Here is an 18406-nt window from a genome sequence, read left to right on the forward strand (position 1 = left end):
AGCCGCGGCGAACTCGGCGCAGCCCTTTGGGGGTACCCCCTCAGGCACGCGGCCCGGAGCGAGCGGCCCGCAGCGGCTCAGCGGAGCCGGTCGACGAGGATCGAGACCGAGCCGCCCAGCGCGGCGGCGCGGCCGCGCACGTAGCCGACCGCCTCGCCGACCGTTTCGGCGGCCTTCTGGGCTGCCGGTGCGAAGGGCAGGGCGAGCGCGGGCAGCCCCTCCTCCTCGGCCTCGCCGTCCGGGATAGCCGCCGGCGGGACGAGCCAGGGCTGGGAGATGGCCACGGAGGTCAGCTCCGGCTCGGCCGCGCGGGCGACGACGGCCTCCGGACGGCGGGGTGGCAGCTGCGCCGCCACCGGCCGACGCGCGGGCGCCGCGGCGACCCGCGGCGCGGGGGACGGCCGCGCCTGGACCGGCGGCTCCCAGGCCATGCCGGCCGCGGCTGTGCTCAGCGGAAAGTGCTCGGCGAAGACCAGCGCGGCGGGCGCGCGGGGGGCGGGGCCGGGCAGGGACGCGGCCGGCGCGAAGGCCTGCGCGTCCACGCGCGCCTCCGGCGGCGGTGCGGCCGGGCCGCGGCAGAGCAGGGAGCCGGCGCCGATCAGCACCGCGGTGACGAGCGTCGGCAGGAAGGGGAGGGACAGACGGGGTCCCTGGCTGTCCCGCAGCGGGTCCTGTCCAAGCATCCGACTCACCGATCCACCTCGCGATCCGCGCCGCCGATTCCCGAGAATGCAGCTTCCTTTGCGGCGGAAGCTGGGCCGTCGCGTATCATCGTGCAACCGCGCGCCGCGGGAGAGGCGGGCGACACGGGCATGTGCCTTGCGTTGCCCATGGCAGAGCATAAGAGCGTGTCGCGACAGCCGATCGCCCCGCGCCCGCGGCCCGCCAAGGACGAGAGCAGTGATCGGCGCGAGAAGCCTCAGGGACTTGGCCGGAACCGGGCCGCGATGACAGATACCAGCCTCACCGTCGCCGTGATCGACCCGAGCCGGGCCCGCGCCGCCATCCTGGAGGAGGGCCTGCGCGCCGCCGGGATCGGGCGCGTCGTGGTCGTGCCCGACACCGCCGACCTGATGGAGCGCGTCGCCGCGCTCGCGCCCGACGTGGTGGTGATCCACCTGGAGAGCCCGAGTCGGGACATCCTGGAGCAGATGTCGAGCGTCACCCGGCAGGCGGAGCGGCCGGTGGCGATGTTCGTCGACCGCTCGGACGCCGCGATGATGCAGGCGGCGGTCGATGCCGGGATCTCCGCCTACGTGGTGGACGGGCTGAGACCCGAGCGGATCCGCTCGATCCTCGACATCGCGATCCTGCGCCACAACGCCTTCGCGCGGCTCCAGCGCGAGCTGTCCGAGGCGCGGGGCGAGCTGGCCGACCGCAAGCTGATCGAGCGCGCCAAGGGCATCCTGATGAACCTGAAGGGCCTCAGCGAGGAGGAGGCCTACAAGCAGCTGCGCCGCAAGGCGATGAACGAGAAGCGCAAGATCGCCGACATCGCCCGCGCCATCGTCACCACCGCGGACCTGCTGGGATAGGACGATGGGCCTCCACAGATGAGACTACACGTCGGATACGTACCGCTCTGCGACGCCGCCCCGCTCATCGCGGCCCACGTCTTCGGCTTCGCCCGGGCGGAGGGGCTGGACCTCGACCTCTCGCCCGAACCCTCCTGGGCCACCCTGCGCGACCGGCTCGCCCTCGGCCATCTCGACGCGGCCCACATGCTGGCGCCGCTCGCGCTGGCGAGCGGGCTCGGCCTCTCGGGGCCGCCCGCGGAGCTGATGGTGCCGCTCGGGCTCAGCCTCAACGGCAACGCCGTCACGGTGACGAACGCGCTCTGGGAGGCGATGGCGCCGGAGGGCGACGACCTCGACGCGGTCGCCCACGCCCTCGGCCGGGTGGCGCGGGCCAGGGCCGAGGCGGGCCGGCCGCTCACGCTCGGCACCGTCCATCCCTTCTCCTGCCACACCTACCAGCTCCGGCTCCTCGCCGAGCGGGGCGGTTTCGACATCGGGCTGGCGCGGCTCGTCGTGGTCCCGCCCCAGCACAGCGTCGAGGCGCTCGGGCGCGGCCTCGTGGACGGCTTCTGCGCCGGCGCGCCCTGGAACGGCGTCGCGGTGGCGGCGGGGATCGGGCGCATCGCGGCGCTCGGCCGCGATCTCGCCCCGGACGCGCCCGAGAAGGTCCTGGCGGTCTCGCGCAGGCACGACGGCGCGACGCTGCCGTTGGTGCGCGCGGTGGCGCGGGCCGGCCTGTGGTGCGCCGAGCCGGAGAACCGGGCCGAGCTCGCCCACCGCCTCGCCGGGCGGACCTATCTCGGCCTCGACGCGGAGCTGATCGGCCGCACGCTCGCGGGCGACCTGACGGTCGGCTCGGCGCCCCGAAGCGTGCCGGATTACATCCGCTTCGGCGCGGAGGCCCAGGCGCCGCAGCCCGGGCAGGCGCGCTGGCTGCTCGCCCAGATGCGGGCGGCCGGGCAGATCCCGCCGGGGCCGGACCCGGAAGCCGCCGCCCTCGCCCTCTACCGGCCCGACATCCTGGCCGATGCCTGCCCGGACGGGGTAGGCTGAGCGGGCCCGCGCTCCGGTGGAACGGAGCGGCGGTCCGGACGTTGAGGTCCGCCATGCCCGGATGCCGCAAGCTCGACACCTTCCCGACCACGCACCGTCCGCCGGACGGTCGGGTGGTGCTGTCGCACTATGTCAGGCTCCGCGCCCGACCGCCCCGGCCCGTCAACGACAACCGCCGGACCGCCGGGCCGGTGCTCTGGCACTGGGCGCTCCTCGTCGGCATCGGCCCCGTCTTCGGCCTGATCGCGGCGGTCTCCGCCCTCATCTGAGCATCGGCCCGGCACGCGTCGCCCGACACGCGCCCGTGCCCTGACGAGCCGCTTCCCTCGTGCCGAAGCCGCACGGCGGTGCTCGGTCTTCCGGATCCCGGCGACCGTCCCATTGCAGACGCTGGCCTGACCGGGCGCTCTGCCCGCATCGAATCCATTCGCCTCAATTTTGTGCACCGCACGCCCCGCTGCCGGCGGCGGCGCGCGCCTGCCCGGCATGCGAAGAATTCCAAGCTGGCGCGGCCACTTGGGATCGGCCCGGCCCGTCTGGCACGGAAACTGCCTGGAGGATCGTGTTCGTCAACGGCGACGGACAGCACCGTCAGCGAGGCCGCTGATCCGGTTCGCGCGCAGACGGTGGGAGCCGCGCTGGGGCGAACGGTCAGCGGCTTTTTGTTGGGCGGTCCGCCCCTCCCTGTCTTCGAGGATCGAGACCCTTCAGGCGATGGCAACATTCCGGACGGATCCGGCGGGCGCGCAGTCTCCGCCCCAGGCGGGCCTGACCCGCGAGCGCCTCGTGGTCGTGGGCAACGGCATGGCCTCGCTCCGCTTCCTGGAGCGCCTGACCGAGGGCTCGCCCGGGCGCTACGACGTCACCGTGGTGGGCGCAGAGCCGGTCGCCGCCTACAACCGGGTCCTGCTCTCCTCGCTGCTCGGCGGCGAGGTGGACGAGGCGGCCTGCGCCTTCCGGGGCCTCGACTGGTACGCCGAGCACGGCATCCGCCTGATCACGGGCGCGCCCGTCACCGCCATCGACCGCGAGAACGGGCTGGCGATCGTCGGCGAGAGCCACGTCCTGCCCTTCGACAAGCTCGTGCTGGCGGTGGGCTCGACCCCGATCCGCCTGCCGAAGCCCGGCATGGAGCTGCCGGGCGTCATCACCTTCCGCGACCTCGCCGACGTCGCGGCGATCCGCAAGGCCGCGGTGGAGCACGCCCGGGCCGTCGTGATCGGCGGAGGCCTGCTGGGACTCGAGGCCGCGGTCGGGCTCGCCCGGCTCGGCGTCGACACCACGCTGCTGCACGTCATGGACCGCCTGATGGAGCGCCAGCTCGACCACGCGGCGGCGAACCTCGTGAAGCGCGCCATGGAGGCGCGGGGCGTGAAGGTCCTGCTCAAGGCCGACACCGCCGCGGTCGAGGGCGAGGGCCGCGTCGAGCGCCTGCGCCTCGCCGACGGCAAGGTGCTGCCGGCCGACCTCGTGGTGATGTCGGTGGGCGTGCGCCCCTCCGTCGCGCTGGCCCGCGAGGCCGGCCTCACGGTCGCGCGCGGCATCACGGTGGACGACCGCATGACCACCTCCGACCCGCGCATCTTTGCGCTCGGGGAGTGCGCCGAGCACCGCGGCCAGATCTACGGCCTCGTCGAGCCCGCCTACGAGCAGGCCGACACGCTGGCGCGCCACCTCGCGGACGAGGCGGCGAGCTACGCGGGCACCGCGCTCTCCACCAGCCTCAAGGTCTCGGGGCTGCCGGTCTTCTCGGCGGGCGTGGTCGACACGCCGGAGAACGCCGAGGCGGTCGTGCTCTCGGATCCGGGCGCCGGCCTCTACCGCAAGCTCCTCGTCGCGGACGGCCGCCTGATCGGCGCGGTCTTCGTCGGCGACATCGGCGAGCAGGCCCTGTGCAAGCGCCTGATCCGCACCGGAGAGCCGGTCGGCGGCGATCTCGACGACCTCATGTTCGGGCGCCCGGCGCCCGAAGCCCTCGCTGCGTGAAGGAAGCGACCATGGCTGACAACTTCAACGCCGAGCAGAAGCGCTACCTCGAAGGCTTCGCCTCCGGCATCGCGGCGGCCCGGCTGACGGGCGGCCTCGCGATCGGGCAGGGGGCCGGCGCGCCCCCGGCCGAGCCCACGGGTCCCGACGCGATCCACATCAAGGCGCAGGACCGCACGATCAAGGACGGCGGCAAGCTCTGCGACCAGGAGAAGTGGAAGCGGGCCGAGAACCCCTTCGACGGGCACAACCGCCTGAAAGCCGAGGCGGCGGCCGGCAAGCAGCCCAAGCCCGAGGACAATTTCCGCTGGCGCTACCACGGCATGTTCTGGGTCGCGCCGAACCAGACCTCCTACATGTGCCGGATCCGGGTGCCGAACGGCATCCTGCAGCACTGGCAGTTCGCCGGCATCGCCGACCTCGCGGACGCGCATGGCGGCGGCTACGGCCACGTCACCACCCGCGCCGGCCTGCAGGTGCGCGAGATCAGTCCTGAGCACGCCCAGCCCTTCCTCGACGGGCTCACCGATCTCGGCCTGACCGCGCAAGGGGCGGGCGCCGACAACATCCGCAACGTCACCGGCTCGCCCGCCGCCGGCATCGACGCGCAGGAGTTGCTGGACACGCGGCCCCTCACCAAGGCCTGGCACAACTGGATCCTCAACGACCGCTCGCTCTACGGCCTGCCGCGCAAGTTCAACGTCTCGTTCGACGGCGGCGGCGTGATGCCGGCGCTGGAGGAGACGAACGACATCGGCTTCCAGGCGATCCAGGTGCTGGAGGGCGCCTCGGTCGAGCCGGGCGTGTGGATGCGCCTCGTGCTCGGCGGCATCTCGGGCCACCGGGACCTCGCGCGCGACACCGGCGTGGTGCTGCGCCCCGAGGACTGCAACCGGGTCGCCGACGCGATCATCCGGGTCTTCATCGAGAACGGCGACCGGACGAACCGCAACAAGGCCCGGATGAAGTACGTCCTCGACGCCTGGGGCTTCGAGAAGTACCTCGCCGCCGTCGAGGAGAAGCTCGGGCGCAAGCTCGACCGGGTCGCGCCGGAGCACGTCGCGCCCCGCAAGCCGACCGACCGCTTCAGCCATGTGGGCGTGCACAGCCAAGTTCAGCCCGGCCTGAACTGGGTCGGCGTGGTGCTCCCCGTCGGCAAGATGACCTCCGACCAGATGCGAGGTCTGGCCAAGATCGCGGCGGAGTGCGGCGATGGCCAGATCCGCATGACGGTCTGGCAGAACTTCATCTTCTCGGGCGTGCCGGATGCGCGTGTCGACGAGGTCGAGGCCCGGGTCCTGGCGCTCGGCCTCTCGGTGAAGGCCGCGGGCATCCGCTCGGGGCTCGTCGCCTGCACGGGCGCGCGCGGCTGCAAGTTCGCCGCCTCCGACACCAAGGGCCACGCGATGCTCATCGCCGACCACGTCGAGGCGACCGTGACGGAGCTCGACGTGCCGGTGAACGTCCACCTCACCGGCTGCCACCACTCCTGCGCCCAGCACTACATCGGCGATATCGGCCTGATCGGCGCCAAGGTCGTCGTCTCGGAGGAGGGCGACACCGTCGAGGGCTACGACATCGTGGTCGGCGGGGGCTTCGCCGAGAACCCGAAGATCGGCACCGAGATCTGGAAGGCGGTCAAGGCGGAGGATTGCCCCTCTCGCGTCGAGGCGCTGCTGCGCGCCTATCTCGCCCGCCGCCAGGGCCCGGAGGAGAGCTTCCAGTCCTTCACCGCCCGCATCAGCGCGGAATCGCTCCGCGACGCCGCCGAGGAACAGCCCGCCCTGAAGGCCGCCGCATGACCCAGCATGTCTCGCCCCCCCTCGTTCTGATCCCCGAGACCGCACCCTTCGACCCGGACCAGCGCGCCTGGCTCTCCGGCTACTTCGCGGCGCTCCTCGGTCCCGCGGTGCCGGGTGCGACCGCGCTGGCGCCGGGGGAGGGCCCCGCGACGGGCCCGAAGCTCGCCGACAACGACGACGCGCCCTGGCACGATCCCTCCATGCCGCTGGCCGACCGGATGGACCTCGCCAAGGACCGTTCCGAGCCGCAGAAGCTGATGGCCGCCATGGCCCAGCAGGATTGCGGCCAGTGCGGCTACAACTGCGCCGACTACGCCAACGCACTGTTCCTGAAGAAGGAGGAGCGCCTGAACCTCTGCCAGCCCGGCGGCAAGGACACGCTCCGGATGCTGAAGAAGCTGGAGGAGGCGTTCGGCGCAGGCGGCGGCGCGGCCCCCGCGCAGGCGGCGGACGATGCACCGAAGGCGCCCGTCGAGCTCGGGCCGCTCGGCTACTGCCGCGAGAATCCGGTCGAGGCCACCTTCCTCTCCCGCACGCGCCTCAACGCGCCGGGCGGCGAGAAGGAGACCTGGCACATCGAGATCGACCTGAAGGACACGCCGATCGAATACGTGGTCGGCGACTCGCTGGGGCTCTTCCCGGCCAACGCTCCGGCGCTGGTCGACGCGGTCATCGCCGAACTCGGCGCCCGGCCCGAGCGGATGATCGGGGGCAAGACCCTGCGCAACCGCCTGCTCACGGAGTACGCACTGGGCGCGGCGCCCGACGGGCTCTACCAGCTCCTCTCGCTCCTCACCTCGGGCGACCAGCGCAAGAAGGCACAGGCGCTGGCCTCCGGCGAGGATCCGGACGGCGACGCGCAGTATCTCGACGTGCTGGCCGCGCTCCACAAGTTCCCGGGCGCGCGCCCCGACGCCGAGGTCTTCCTCGAGGCGCTCGACGAGTTGCAGCCGCGGCTCTACTCGATCTCGTCCTCGCCCAAGATGGACGTCGGCAAGGTCTCGCTGACGGTCGACGCGGTGCGCTACAATCACCGCTCGCGGCTGCGCCTCGGCGTCGCCTCGACGCATCTGGGCGAGCGCCTCCCCGAGCAGACCAAGGTCCGGATCTACCTGCAGAAGGCGCACGGCTTCGCGCTGCCGGAGGATCTCTCGAAGGACGTGATCATGTGCGGCCCCGGCACCGGCATCGCGCCGTTCCGGGCTTTTCTCCGCGAGCGCGCCGCCACCGAGGCGCCGGGCCGCAACTGGCTGTTCTACGGCCACCAGCGCCAGGCCTCGGACTTCTTCTACAAGGACGAGTTGAACGGGCTGAAGGACGCCAAGGTCCTGACCCGCCTCTCGCTCGCCTGGTCGCGCGACGGCTCGGAGAAGACCTACGTGCAGGACCGCATGCGCGAGAACGGCGCCGAGCTGTGGAAGTGGCTGGAGGGCGGCGCCCATTTCTACGTCTGCGGCGACGCCAAGCGCATGGCCAAGGACGTCGAGCGCGCGATCATCGACGTGGCGGCCCAGCACGGCGGCAAGAACCCGGACGAAGCGGTGGCCTATCTGGCCGCGCTCAAGAAGGCCGGGCGGTATCAGGCCGACGTGTACTGACCACCCCGACCCTCCCCCCTCTGCGGGGGAGGGTGCCGAGCGAAGCGAGGCGGGAGAGGGGAACCCCGCTTCAGGTTCCGGCTCAACGTCGATGCCGAGCGCGGTTCTGCACCGTCGCTCCCCTCTCCCGACCCGGCCTGACGGCCGGGCCACCCTCCCCCGCAGAGGGGGGAGGGAGAGCTACGGCCGGCGGCCCGACTCTTGCTGCCGACCTCCCGACGACTGCCCGAGGAAGAACCCATGACCGTGCCGGTGCCGGAGCAGACGGTTCGCACCACCTGCCCCTATTGCGGGGTGGGCTGCGGGGTGCTCGCCACGCCGGACGGGCAGGGGGGTGCCGCCATCGCGGGCGATCCGGAGCACCCGGCCAATCTCGGCCGGCTCTGCTCGAAGGGCTCGGCGCTCGGCGAGACCCTGTCGCTGGAGAACCGCCTGCTCCAACCGCAGGTCGACGGGGTGCGCCAGAGCTGGGAATCGGCCCTCGGCACGGTCGCGGGCGGCCTGCGTAAGGCGGCCGAGCGGCACGGACCGGATTCGATCGCCTTCTACCTCTCGGGCCAGTTGCTCACGGAAGATTACTACGTCGCCAACAAGCTCGCGAAGGGCTTCATCGGCACGCCCCACGTCGACACCAACTCGCGGCTCTGCATGTCGTCGGCGGTCGCCGCCCACCGCCGCGCCTTCGGCTCGGACACGGTGCCGGGCTGCTACGAGGACCTGGACGAGGCCGACCTCATCGTGCTCACCGGCTCCAACACCGCGTGGTGCCACCCGATCCTGTTCCGCCGCATGGTCGATGCCCGCACCAAGCGCGGCACCAAGCTCGTGGTGATCGACCCGCGCAAGACGCAGACGGGCGAGGAGGCCGACCTGTTCCTCGGGATCCGGCCCGGCAGCGACACCGCCCTGTTCTCGGGCCTCCTCGTGCACCTCGCCGACACGGGCGCGCTCGATGCCCGTTTCGTGGCCGACCACACCGCGGGCTTCGACGCGGCCCTTGACCGCGCCCGGCTGATCGCGCCGAACCGCGCCGCGGTCGCCGCCCTCACCGGCCTCTCGGAGGCCGAGATCGGCGGCTTCTACGATCTCTTCACCCGCACCGAGCGGGTGGTCACCGCCTTCTCGATGGGCGTGAACCAGTCGGCCCAGGGCACCGACAAGGCCAACGCGATCCTCAACTGCCACCTCGCCACGGGGCGGATCGGGCGGCCCGGCATGGGCCCGTTCTCGCTGACCGGCCAGCCCAACGCGATGGGCGGGCGCGAGGTCGGCGGGCTCGCCAACATGCTGGCCGCCCACATGCATTTCGCGCCGGAGGAGGTGGACCGGGTCCGCCGCTTCTGGCGCGCGCCCAACATCATCACGGGCGAGGGCATGAAGGCGGTCGCCCTGTTCGAGGCGATCCAGCGCGGCAAGATCAAGGCCCTCTGGGTAATGGGCACCAACCCGCTGGTCTCGATGCCGCGGGCCGACCTGATCCGGGAGGCGGTCAGTAAGCTCGACCTCTACGTCGTCTCCGAGGTGATGGCCGATTCCGACACAGCCCGGGCGACGGGGCGGAAGACCGTGCTGCTGCCGGCGCTCGCCTGGGGCGAGAAGGACGGCACGGTGACGAACTCGGAGCGGCGCATCTCGCGCCAGCGCCGCTTCCTCAAGGCGCCGGGCGAGGCGCGACCCGACTGGGCGGTGCTGGCCGATGTCGGGCGCCGGCTCGGCCACGGGCAGGCCTTCAGCTTCACCAGCGCGGCGGCCGTGTTCCGCCAGCATGCCGGCCTCTCGGCCTTCGAGAACAACGGCAGCCGCGACTTCGACCTCGGCGGGCTGGCCGAGATCTCGGACGCCGCCTACGAGGTGAACCGCCCGGTGCAGTGGCCGCTGCCGAAGCGCGGCGGGACCAGGGCGAGGCTCTTCGCGGACGGGCGCTTCTACACCTTCGACGGGCGCGCCCGCTTCGTCGCCGTGCAGCCGCCGGCGCTGGCGCAACCCGTGAGCGAGGCGCGGCCGCTGGTGCTCAACACCGGCCGCATCCGCGACCACTGGCACACGATGACACGCACGGGGAAGAGCCAGCGCCTCTCGGCCCACCGCGCCGTGCCGTTCTGCGAGGTGCACCCGGACGACGCCGCCCGCTACGGCCTCGCCGACGGCGGCATCGCGGCCGTCTCGACCGAGCACGGCTCGGCGGAGCTGGAGGTGATGGTGACGCCCTCGGTCGCCCCCGGCAACCTGTTCATGCCGATGCACTGGAGCGACGCGACCGCCTCGAAGGCCCGGGTCGGCGCCCTGGTGCGCGGCGTGCCGGACCCGGTCTCCGGCCAGCCCGAGCTGAAGGCGACGCCGGCCTCGGTCGCACCGGTCGCCTACCGGGCGCGGGGCTATCTGCTCACCCGCGAGGGCGTCGCCCCGCCCGAGGGCTGGTGGTGGGCGCGCGCGGCGGTCACGGGCGGCTGGGGCCTCCTCTTCGCCGCGCAGGAGGGCTCGCGCGAGATCGCGATGCTGATGCGCGGGCTGTTCCAGGGCTACGAGCTCGCCGAGTACGCCGACCACGCCCGCGGGCGCTACCGCTGCGCCGTCTACGACGGCGAACGGCTCGTCGCCTGCCTGGCCTACGCGCCGGCCGAGCAGAAACCCGACTGGGAGGCCGCCAAGGCGCTCTTCGCCGCCGACGCGCCCGACGCCCCCGAGCGGCGCGCCCTGCTGTCGGGCCGGGCCGCCACCGCGGCGGCGGGCCCCACGGTCTGCGCCTGCCACGGGGTCGGGCTCGACGCGATCACGGCGGCGATCGCGGGGGGCGCCCACAGCGTCGAGGCGGTGGGCGCGGCCTGCCGGGCCGGCACGAATTGCGGCTCGTGCATCCCAGAGATCCGCAAGCTGCTGCCCGCGGCGCTTGCGCGCTCGGCGGCCTGACCGCACTTTGGACGGATTCCCATGTCGAAGCCCATCCTCATGCGCTCTCCCCGTGAACCCCGCGAGACCAAGGCCGGCCTGGAGCCGCTCGCTGTCCTGCCCGTCTTCGTGCCGCTCCAGGGCAGGCGCGCGGTGCTGGCCGGGTCGAACGGCGGCGCGCCCTGGAAGGTGAAGCTCCTCGCCGCCGCGGGCGCCGAGGTCGATGTCTACGCGGAGGATCCCTCCGAGGAGCTGCGCGCGGTGCCGGGCGAGATCGTCTCGGGCCGGGTGACGCTGCACGCGCGGCGCTGGACGCCGGAGGATCTCTGGGGCGCCGCCTTCGCCATCGGGGCGATGGAGGACGAGCGCGACTGCGTGGCCTTCGTGGCCGCGGCGCGCGGGGCCGGCGCCATCGTCAACGCGGTCGATCGGCCGCATCTCTGCGACGTGAAGTTCGGCGCCATCGTCAACCGCTCGCCGCTCGTCGTCGGCATCTCGACCGAGGGCGCCGCCCCGGTCTTCGGCCAGACCGTGCGGGCGCGCATCGAGGCGATGCTGCCGCGGGGCTTCGCCCGCTGGGTCACCGCCGCCCGCGACTGGCGCGAGGCGGTCACCGGGCGCTTCCACGGCTTTGCCGAGCGGCGCTTCTTCTGGGAGCGCTTCACCGACCGCGCCTTCGCCGAGCCCGACCGGGCGCCGGACGCCGATGACCTCGCGGGCCTGCTCGCCCAGACCGAGGCGGCGCCGAAGGGCGGCGCGGTGACGCTCGTCGGCGCGGGGCCGGGCGACGCGGAACTGCTCACGCTGAAGGCGCTACGCGCCCTGCGCAACGCCGACGTGATCCTGTACGACGACCTCGTGGCGCCCGAGATCCTCGACTACGCCCGGCGCGAGGCCCGCACGATGCTGGTCGGCAAGACCGGGCACGGGCCCTCCTGCCGCCAGGACGACATCAACGCGCTGATGGTGCAGCTCGCCCGCTCGGGCAAGCAGGTGGTGCGGCTGAAATCCGGCGACCCGCTGGTCTTCGGCCGGGCCGGCGAGGAGATCGAGGCATGCCGCGCCGCCGGCATCCCGGTGGCGGTGGTGCCCGGCGTCAGCGCGGCGCAGGGGGCTGCCGCCTCGCTCGGCGTCTCGCTGACCCACCGCGACGCGGCGCGGCGCCTGCAATTCGTCACCGGCCACGACCGCCGCGGCGCGCTGCCCGACGATCTGAACTGGGGCGCGCTGGCGGATCCGAGCGTCACCACCGTGGTCTACATGCCCAAGCGCACGCTCCGGGCGCTGCTGGAGCGGGCGGTGGCCGAGGGGTTGGCGCCCGCGACCCCGGCGCTCGTGGTGTTCAACGCGACGCGCCCGACCCAGGCGACGGTGCGCGGCAGCGCCGCCGACCTCGCCGACCGGATCGAGGCGGCGGGACTGGAGGGGCCGGCGATCCTGATGGTGGGCGAAGCCCTGTCGGAGGCGCGCGGCGCGGCGCTGGTGGAGGAGGCGGTGGGGCGGGTGGCGGTCTAACCCCGAACCTAAGACCCGCTCTGCCCGCCTGCGGAGCCATTGTCGTCACTCGGTTCAGGCGGCCGCCCCCGCGTCCTCCCTCTCCCCTCTGCGGGAGAGGGTGGGCCGGCCGTCGGGCCGGGTCGGGTGAGGGGAGCGACGGTGCCGGAGAGGGCGCGGCCTTCATGCAGGGCACAGTCCTATTCTGAAGCGTTCACCCCTCTCCCGACCCCTGCTGACGCAGGGGCCACCCTCCCCCGCAGAGGGGGGAGGGAAGACGCGGCGGTCGCCGGCCCGGGATCTTTGACGGCGATCCGCCCCGACCTCAGGCCGCCTCGGCCTGCGCCAGCGCCTCGGCGATCGCGTCGAGCGCCGCCTGCGCGCCGGCCCCGTTGGGTCCTCCCGCCTGGGCCATGTCGCGGCGGCCGCCGCCGCCCTTGCCGCCGAGATGGCCCGCGCCCGCGCGCACAAGCCCGACCGCGTCGTAGCGGCCGGTCAGGTCCTCGGTGACGCCGACCACGAGACCGGCCTTGCCGTCCGCGGCCACGCCCACGATCGCCACGATGCCGGAGCCGAGCCGGGTCTTGCCCTCGTCCGCGAGGCTCTTGAGGTCGCGCATCTCGACGCCCTCGACCACCCGCGCCATCAGCTTCACGCCCGCCACCTCGCGGGCCTCGTCGCCGCCGCCCGCGGCGCCCCCGCCCATCGCGAGCTTCTTGCGGGCATCGGCCAGCTCACGCTCCAGGCGGCGGCGGTCCTCGATCAGCGCCGCGAGCCGGTCCGGCGCCTCGGCGACCGGCGCCTTGAGCTGGCCGGCGAGCGCCGCCAGCGCCCGGCCCTCCTCGGCCCGGTAGCGGCGGGCCGCGTCCGCGGTCATCGCCTCGATGCGACGGACCCCGGCACCCACCGCGCTCTCGCCCACGATGGTGATCAGCCCGATATCGCCGGTGCGGGCCGCGTGCGTGCCGCCGCAGAGCTCGATCGAGAAGTTCGGCAGGCGCCCGCCCTCGGCAAGAGCGCCGGTCGCACCAAGAGCGCCGGCCTCGTCCACGGGCTTGCCCATCGAGACGACCCGCACCTCGTCGCCGTACTTCTCACCGAACAGCGCGCGGGCGCCCGACGCGATGGCGTCGTCCACCGCCATCAGCTTGGTCACGACCGGCTCGTTCTGCAGCAGCACCGCGTTGGCGATGTCCTCGACGCGCTGCAGTTCGGCCGCCTCGATCGGCTTCGGGTGGCTGATGTCGAAGCGCAGGCGCTCGGGCGCCACCAGCGAGCCCTTCTGGGCGACATGGTCGCCGAGCACCTGCCGCAGCGCCTCGTGCAGCAGGTGGGTGGCCGAGTGGTTGGCGCGGATCGCCCGACGGCGGGCATGGTCGACCTTCAGCTCCACGGCACTGTCCCGCGCGAGCGTGCCCGCCTCGACTGCGACGTGGTGGACGAAGAGGTCGCCGAGCTTCTTCTCGGTGCCGGTGACGCGGGCGGTGAGGCCCGGCCCCACGACGAGTCCGGTATCGCCGACCTGGCCGCCGGACTCGGCGTAGAACGGGGTCTGGTTCACCAGCATCAGCCCGCTCTCGCCGGCGTTGAGCGCCTCGACCTCGGCGCCCTCGCGCAGGAGCGCCACGACGATGCCCTCGGCGCCCTCCGTCTCGTAGCCCAGGAACTCGGTGGCGCCGACGCGGTCGCGCACCGAGAACCACACCGTCTCGGTCGCGGCCTCGCCCGAGCCTTTCCAGGCCTCGCGGGCCGCCTGTTTCTGGCGCTGCATGGCGGCCGTGAAGGCCTCCGTGTCGACGCCGATGCCGCGGGCCTTCAGGGCATCCTGGGTGAGATCCAGGGGGAAGCCGTAGGTGTCGTAGAGGGTGAAGGCGGTCTCGCCCGAGAGCTGGCCGCCGGCCTGGAGGTCGCGGCTCTCGGCGTCGAGGATGGCTAGACCCCGCTCCAGCGTGCGGCGGAAGCGGGTCTCCTCCAGCCGCAGGGTCTCGGAGATCAGGCTCTCGGCCCGCATCAGCTCGGGGTAGGCCTGGCCCATCTCGCGCACCAGCACCGGCACGAGGCGGTACATCATGGGCTCGCGCGAGCCGATCAGCTCGGCGTGGCGCATGGCGCGGCGCATGATCCGGCGCAGCACGTAGCCGCGGCCCTCGTTCGAGGGCAGCACGCCGTCCGCCACCAGGAAGGACGAGGCGCGCAGATGGTCGGCGATCACCCGGTAGGAGGCGAGCGTCGCGGGCTCCGGCGCGCGGGAGACGGCGTGCGCCACCGCGTCGATCAGGGCCCGGAACAGGTCGGTCTCGTAGTTCGAGTGCACGCCCTGCAGGATCGCCGCCATGCGCTCCAGGCCCATGCCGGTGTCGATCGAGGGCCGCGGCAGGGCGAGGCGGTTGCCCGGCTCGACCTGCTCGTACTGCATGAAGACGAGGTTCCAGAACTCGAGGAAGCGGTCGCCGTCCTCGTCCGGAGAGCCGGGCGGGCCGCCCTGGAGCGCCGGGCCCTGGTCGATGAAGATCTCAGAGCACGGCCCGCAGGGGCCGGTATCGCCCATCTGCCAGAAATTGTCGGAGGTGCCGATGCGGATGATCTTGTCGTCCGAGAAGCCCGCGATCTTCTTCCAGAGGCCCGCCGCCTCGTCGTCGTCCGCGTAGACGGTCACCAGCAGGCGGTCGGGCTTGAGGCCGAACTCCTTGGTGATCAGGTTCCAGGCCAGCTCGATGGCGCGCGGCTTGAAATAGTCGCCGAACGAGAAGTTGCCGAGCATCTCGAAGAAGGTGTGGTGGCGCGCGGTGTAGCCGACATTGTCGAGGTCGTTGTGCTTGCCGCCCGCGCGGACGCATTTCTGCGCCGTGGTCGCCCGCTGGTAGGGCCGCTTCTCGACGCCCGTGAAGACGTTCTTGAACTGCACCATGCCGGCGTTCGTGAACATCAGCGTGGGGTCGTTCTTCGGGACGAGTGAGGACGAGGGCACGACGGCGTGGTCGGCTGCTGCGAAGTAGTCGAGGAAGGTCGACCGGATCTCGTTGACGCCGCTCATCGAGGATTGACTCTGCTGGGAACGTTCGTGTCGTGCGCCGCGGCCGGAGCCCGCGCGTTCGCGCCCTCTTAGCCGAGGCGGACCGATTAAGTCACGGGTGACATTCTACGGCTAAGCTCGCCGCCGATCGGGCGGGGTTTGCCACAGGATCGTCCCAAGCGCGGCCGTGTTGTCGCCACATCTGTCAAGCCATCTCACGGGGAAGGCGCCGTCACCGGCGCGTGATCAGAGCACGTGAGTCGCAATGCAGGGCCGCACCGCCGGAACGTCGCGCAACGCCTACTCTGCCGCCGCCAAGGCGCCCACCCGCTTCGGCGCCGGCCCGGCCGACGCCATCACGGCCGAGACCTGCGTCGGGCGCGACCACGGCAGCCGCCCGGCGCTCGCCCGCTCCCTCCTCTCCATCACCCTCGTGGCCGGCGGCCTCAGCGCGGTGCTGATCGGCTCCGGGGCCGAGCTCGGGCGGATCGGCCTCGACAACGCGGTCTCCACCGCTCATGCCGCCACCGAGATCCAGATGCCGCGCCCCCGGGTGCAGACCGTCTCGCTCGCCCCGCGGGCGGTCGAGAACCCGGCGCCGGCCGCGCCGCTGCGCGCCTCGACGGCCTTCGCGCACGTTCACGATCTCGATACCGACCTCGGCTCGAACAGCGTCGACCGGGTCTCGTACGACTTCCTGCTCTCCGAGAGCGCGGTCGGCGACCCGAACGACGTGCTTGAATTCGGCCCGATGAAGATCCGGCGCCACCTCGTCCAGACCATCGTGAAGGCCGCCCAGGCCGTGCAGACCGACCCCGTGCTCCTGATGGCGGTGGCCGACAAGGAATCGAGCTTCATCACCGCGGTCCAGGCCAAGACCTCCTCGGCCACGGGCCTGTACCAGTTCATCGAGCGGACCTGGCTCGGCGTGGTGCGCGATTTCGGCGCCCGGTACGGCCTGGAGAAGGACGCGGCCCTCGTGGTGGCCGACGCCAACGACCGGCCCTCCGTGCAGGACCCGGCCGAGCGCGCCCGCATCCTTGAGCTGCGCCGCGATCCCTACCTCTCAGCCCTGATGGCGGGCGAGATGCTGAAGCGCGACGCCGCCCGCATCGCGCTGCGCATCGGCCGCGAGCTGACGCTGGGCGAGGTCTATCTCGCCCACTTCCTCGGGCCGGACGACGCCGAGGAGTTTCTGGCCAAGGTGGTGAACACGCCGGGTGCCGCCGCCGCCGCGCTGCTGCCGGGCCCGGCGCGGGCCAACCGGACGATCTTCTTCGCCTCCGCGGCGCAACGCGGGCGCCGGGCCAAGAAGGCGGTCAGCCTCTCGGTCGCCCAGGTGCACGAGAAGTTCGAGGCGATGATGAGCACCCGCGGCGCCCGCTACCAGAACGTGCGCGCGGTCTCGGGGCTGATGGCCTTCGCGGACGCCGACGCGCCCGCCACGCCGTAGGTTTTGGCCGAAGATCCCGGTGGAATCGCTGGGGCCGCGCAACTGACGGCCCGTTCCCGACTTCTTTTCACAGGCCCCGGCCGGGGCGTGCAGGAGCGTTCGGGAGGTAGTTTGAGCACAGCGGACCGCGACGGGGCCGGCGCGCGGCGCGTACCCGCCCTGGACACGCTCACGCCGGGCGTTCCCCTCGACCAGATCGGGCAGACCCTCGCTTCGTTCTACGACGACCTCGTGGCCGAGGGCGTGCCGGAGCATCTCGCCGCCCTCGTCCGGCGCGTGCGCCAGGCCGAGCCCGAGCCGGCGGCCGCCGAGGCGCCGCCGGCCATCGCGGAGCCGAGGCGCCTCGCCCTGGTGGTGGAGGACGAGCCGCAGATCCGCGCGCTCGCCGAGACCCTGCTCGAGGAGACCGAGCTCGCCGTGATCGGCTGCGACAGCGCGGAGGCCGCCCTGCGGGTGCTGCAGGATCACGGCGGCGACGTTGCCCTGGTCTTCGCCGACGTGCGGCTGGCCGGCGCCATGGACGGGCTGCAGCTCGCCCACGCGGTCGCGACCCTGTGGCCTCGCGCGCGGCTCGTGATCACCTCCGGCCACGGGGTGAGCCGGCCGGACCTGCCGCCCGAGGCCGTGTTCATCCAGAAACCCTGGCGCCCGCTCGACGTTCTGGTCGAGGCCGAGCGCGCCAGCGGCGAGCCGCCGCCGCCCGTGCTCTGAGCGCCCCGCTCCGAGCCGGGTGGGGGCGCGCCTCTTGCATCGCGCCGGCTCCCTCTCCGAGCGGTGTGCCCCATGAAGATCAGGACCGGTTTCGACATCGCCTTCGATTCGAGCCAGCCGACGCCGATGATCCTGATGCTCAGCGTCCACCCGTCGCGGATGCCGGACGTGCTGACCCCGCACGTGATCCGCCTCGATCCGCCGGTGCCGGCGCACGAGTACCGCGACCGCTTCGACAACATCTGCCACCGCATCCTGGCCCCGCCCGGCCGGATCGCGATGTCGGCCTCCTTCGTGGTGCAGGATTCCGGCGAGCCCGACGAGTACGCCCCCGGGGCGCGCCAGATCCCGGTGCAGGACCTGCCGGACGACGTGCTCGTCTTCCTCCTGGGCTCGCGCTACTGCGACACCGACAAGCTCGCCCAGACTGCCTGGAACCTGTTCGGCTCCACGCCGGAGGGCTGGGCCCGGGTCCAGGCCATCGTGGACTACACCCACAACCGGATCCGCTTCGACTACATGCGGGCAGACGCGACACGCTCAGCCCATGACGGCCACACCCAGCAGGAGGGGGTCTGTCGCGACTTCGCGCATCTCGCCGTCACCCTCTGCCGCTGCATGAACATCCCGGCGCGCTACTGCACGGGCTATCTCGGCGATATCGGTGTGCCCGCGGTGCCGGACCCGATGGACTTCTCCGCCTGGTTCGAGGTGTTCCTCGAAGGGCCCGAGGGCCCGCGCTGGTACACGTTCGACGCGCGCCACAACCGCCCGCGCATCGGCCGCATCGTCATGGCGCGCGGGCGCGACGCCACCGACGTCGCCATCACGACGAATTTCGGCTTCCAAAGCCTCGCCCGCTTCGACGTGCACACCGACGAGGTCTTCTGAAA

13 protein-coding genes are annotated in these 18406 nt (G+C 72.7%); 11 read left to right on the forward strand and 2 right to left on the reverse strand.

What is annotated here, in order from left to right; translation table 11 throughout:
• Positions 1-77: 77 nt before the first annotated feature.
• Positions 78-683, reverse strand: a complete 606-nt coding sequence (locus tag DK427_RS15860; protein ID WP_109952108.1) for a hypothetical protein — start codon at positions 681-683, stop codon at positions 78-80.
• Positions 684-947: 264 nt separating this feature from the next.
• Between DK427_RS15860 and DK427_RS15865 the strand changes: the two genes are divergently transcribed.
• The 8 genes from DK427_RS15865 (at position 948) to cysG (ending at position 12357) form a co-directional block, all read left to right on the forward strand.
• The gene (locus DK427_RS15865) at positions 948-1535 is read left to right on the forward strand and encodes an ANTAR domain-containing response regulator (protein WP_109952109.1); all 588 of its coding nucleotides are present in this window, start codon (positions 948-950) and stop codon (positions 1533-1535) included.
• An 18-nt stretch (positions 1536-1553) separates the two neighbouring features.
• The gene (locus tag DK427_RS15870; RefSeq protein ID WP_109952110.1) at positions 1554-2570 is read left to right on the forward strand and encodes a CmpA/NrtA family ABC transporter substrate-binding protein; all 1017 of its coding nucleotides are present in this window, start codon (positions 1554-1556) and stop codon (positions 2568-2570) included.
• A gap of 53 nt (positions 2571-2623) precedes the next feature.
• On the forward strand, positions 2624-2839 hold the full coding sequence (locus DK427_RS15875; protein ID WP_109952111.1) for a hypothetical protein: 216 nt from the start codon (positions 2624-2626) through the stop codon (positions 2837-2839).
• A gap of 445 nt (positions 2840-3284) precedes the next feature.
• Positions 3285-4556: an NAD(P)/FAD-dependent oxidoreductase gene (locus DK427_RS15880; protein WP_109952112.1), complete on the forward strand. Its 1272-nt coding sequence runs from the start codon at positions 3285-3287 to the stop codon at positions 4554-4556.
• An 11-nt stretch (positions 4557-4567) separates the two neighbouring features.
• Positions 4568-6358, forward strand: coding sequence for a NirA family protein (locus DK427_RS15885; protein ID WP_109952113.1), 1791 nt, complete (start codon positions 4568-4570; stop codon positions 6356-6358).
• On the forward strand, positions 6355-7956 hold the full coding sequence (locus DK427_RS15890; protein WP_109952114.1) for a sulfite reductase subunit alpha: 1602 nt from the start codon (positions 6355-6357) through the stop codon (positions 7954-7956). Before DK427_RS15885 ends, DK427_RS15890 begins: the two co-directional genes overlap by 4 nt.
• A 240-nt stretch (positions 7957-8196) precedes the next feature.
• A complete protein-coding gene (locus DK427_RS15895; RefSeq protein ID WP_109952115.1) occupies positions 8197-10863 on the forward strand; it encodes a nitrate reductase in 2667 nt (888 codons plus the stop codon).
• A gap of 39 nt (positions 10864-10902) precedes the next feature.
• Entirely contained in the window at positions 10903-12357 is a 1455-nt protein-coding gene (gene cysG / locus DK427_RS15900) for a siroheme synthase CysG (protein ID WP_109954203.1), read from the forward strand.
• A gap of 304 nt (positions 12358-12661) precedes the next feature.
• Here the strand turns inward: cysG and alaS are convergent, their stop codons facing one another.
• On the reverse strand, positions 12662-15370 hold the full coding sequence (alaS, locus tag DK427_RS15910; RefSeq protein WP_109952116.1) for an alanine--tRNA ligase: 2709 nt from the start codon (positions 15368-15370) through the stop codon (positions 12662-12664).
• A 244-nt stretch (positions 15371-15614) separates the two neighbouring features.
• On the opposite strand from alaS, the gene DK427_RS15915 reads away from it, so the two are divergent.
• The 3 genes from DK427_RS15915 to DK427_RS15925 all read left to right on the forward strand — a co-directional run bounded on the left by DK427_RS15915 (position 15615) and on the right by DK427_RS15925 (position 18404).
• Positions 15615-16802 (forward strand): transglycosylase SLT domain-containing protein, encoded by a 1188-nt coding sequence (locus tag DK427_RS15915; RefSeq protein WP_109952117.1) that lies wholly within the window; start codon positions 15615-15617, stop codon positions 16800-16802.
• A 159-nt stretch (positions 16803-16961) separates the two neighbouring features.
• Positions 16962-17513 carry a response regulator gene (locus tag DK427_RS15920; protein ID WP_109954204.1) on the forward strand — a complete coding sequence of 184 codons (552 nt, stop codon included), beginning with the start codon at positions 16962-16964 and terminating at the stop codon, positions 17511-17513.
• A 72-nt stretch (positions 17514-17585) separates the two neighbouring features.
• Positions 17586-18404: a transglutaminase-like domain-containing protein gene (locus tag DK427_RS15925; protein WP_109952118.1), complete on the forward strand. Its 819-nt coding sequence runs from the start codon at positions 17586-17588 to the stop codon at positions 18402-18404.
• Positions 18405-18406: the final 2 nt, after the last annotated feature.

The organism is Methylobacterium radiodurans (assembly GCF_003173735.1).
Classification (GTDB): Bacteria; Pseudomonadota; Alphaproteobacteria; order Rhizobiales; family Beijerinckiaceae; genus Methylobacterium; species Methylobacterium radiodurans.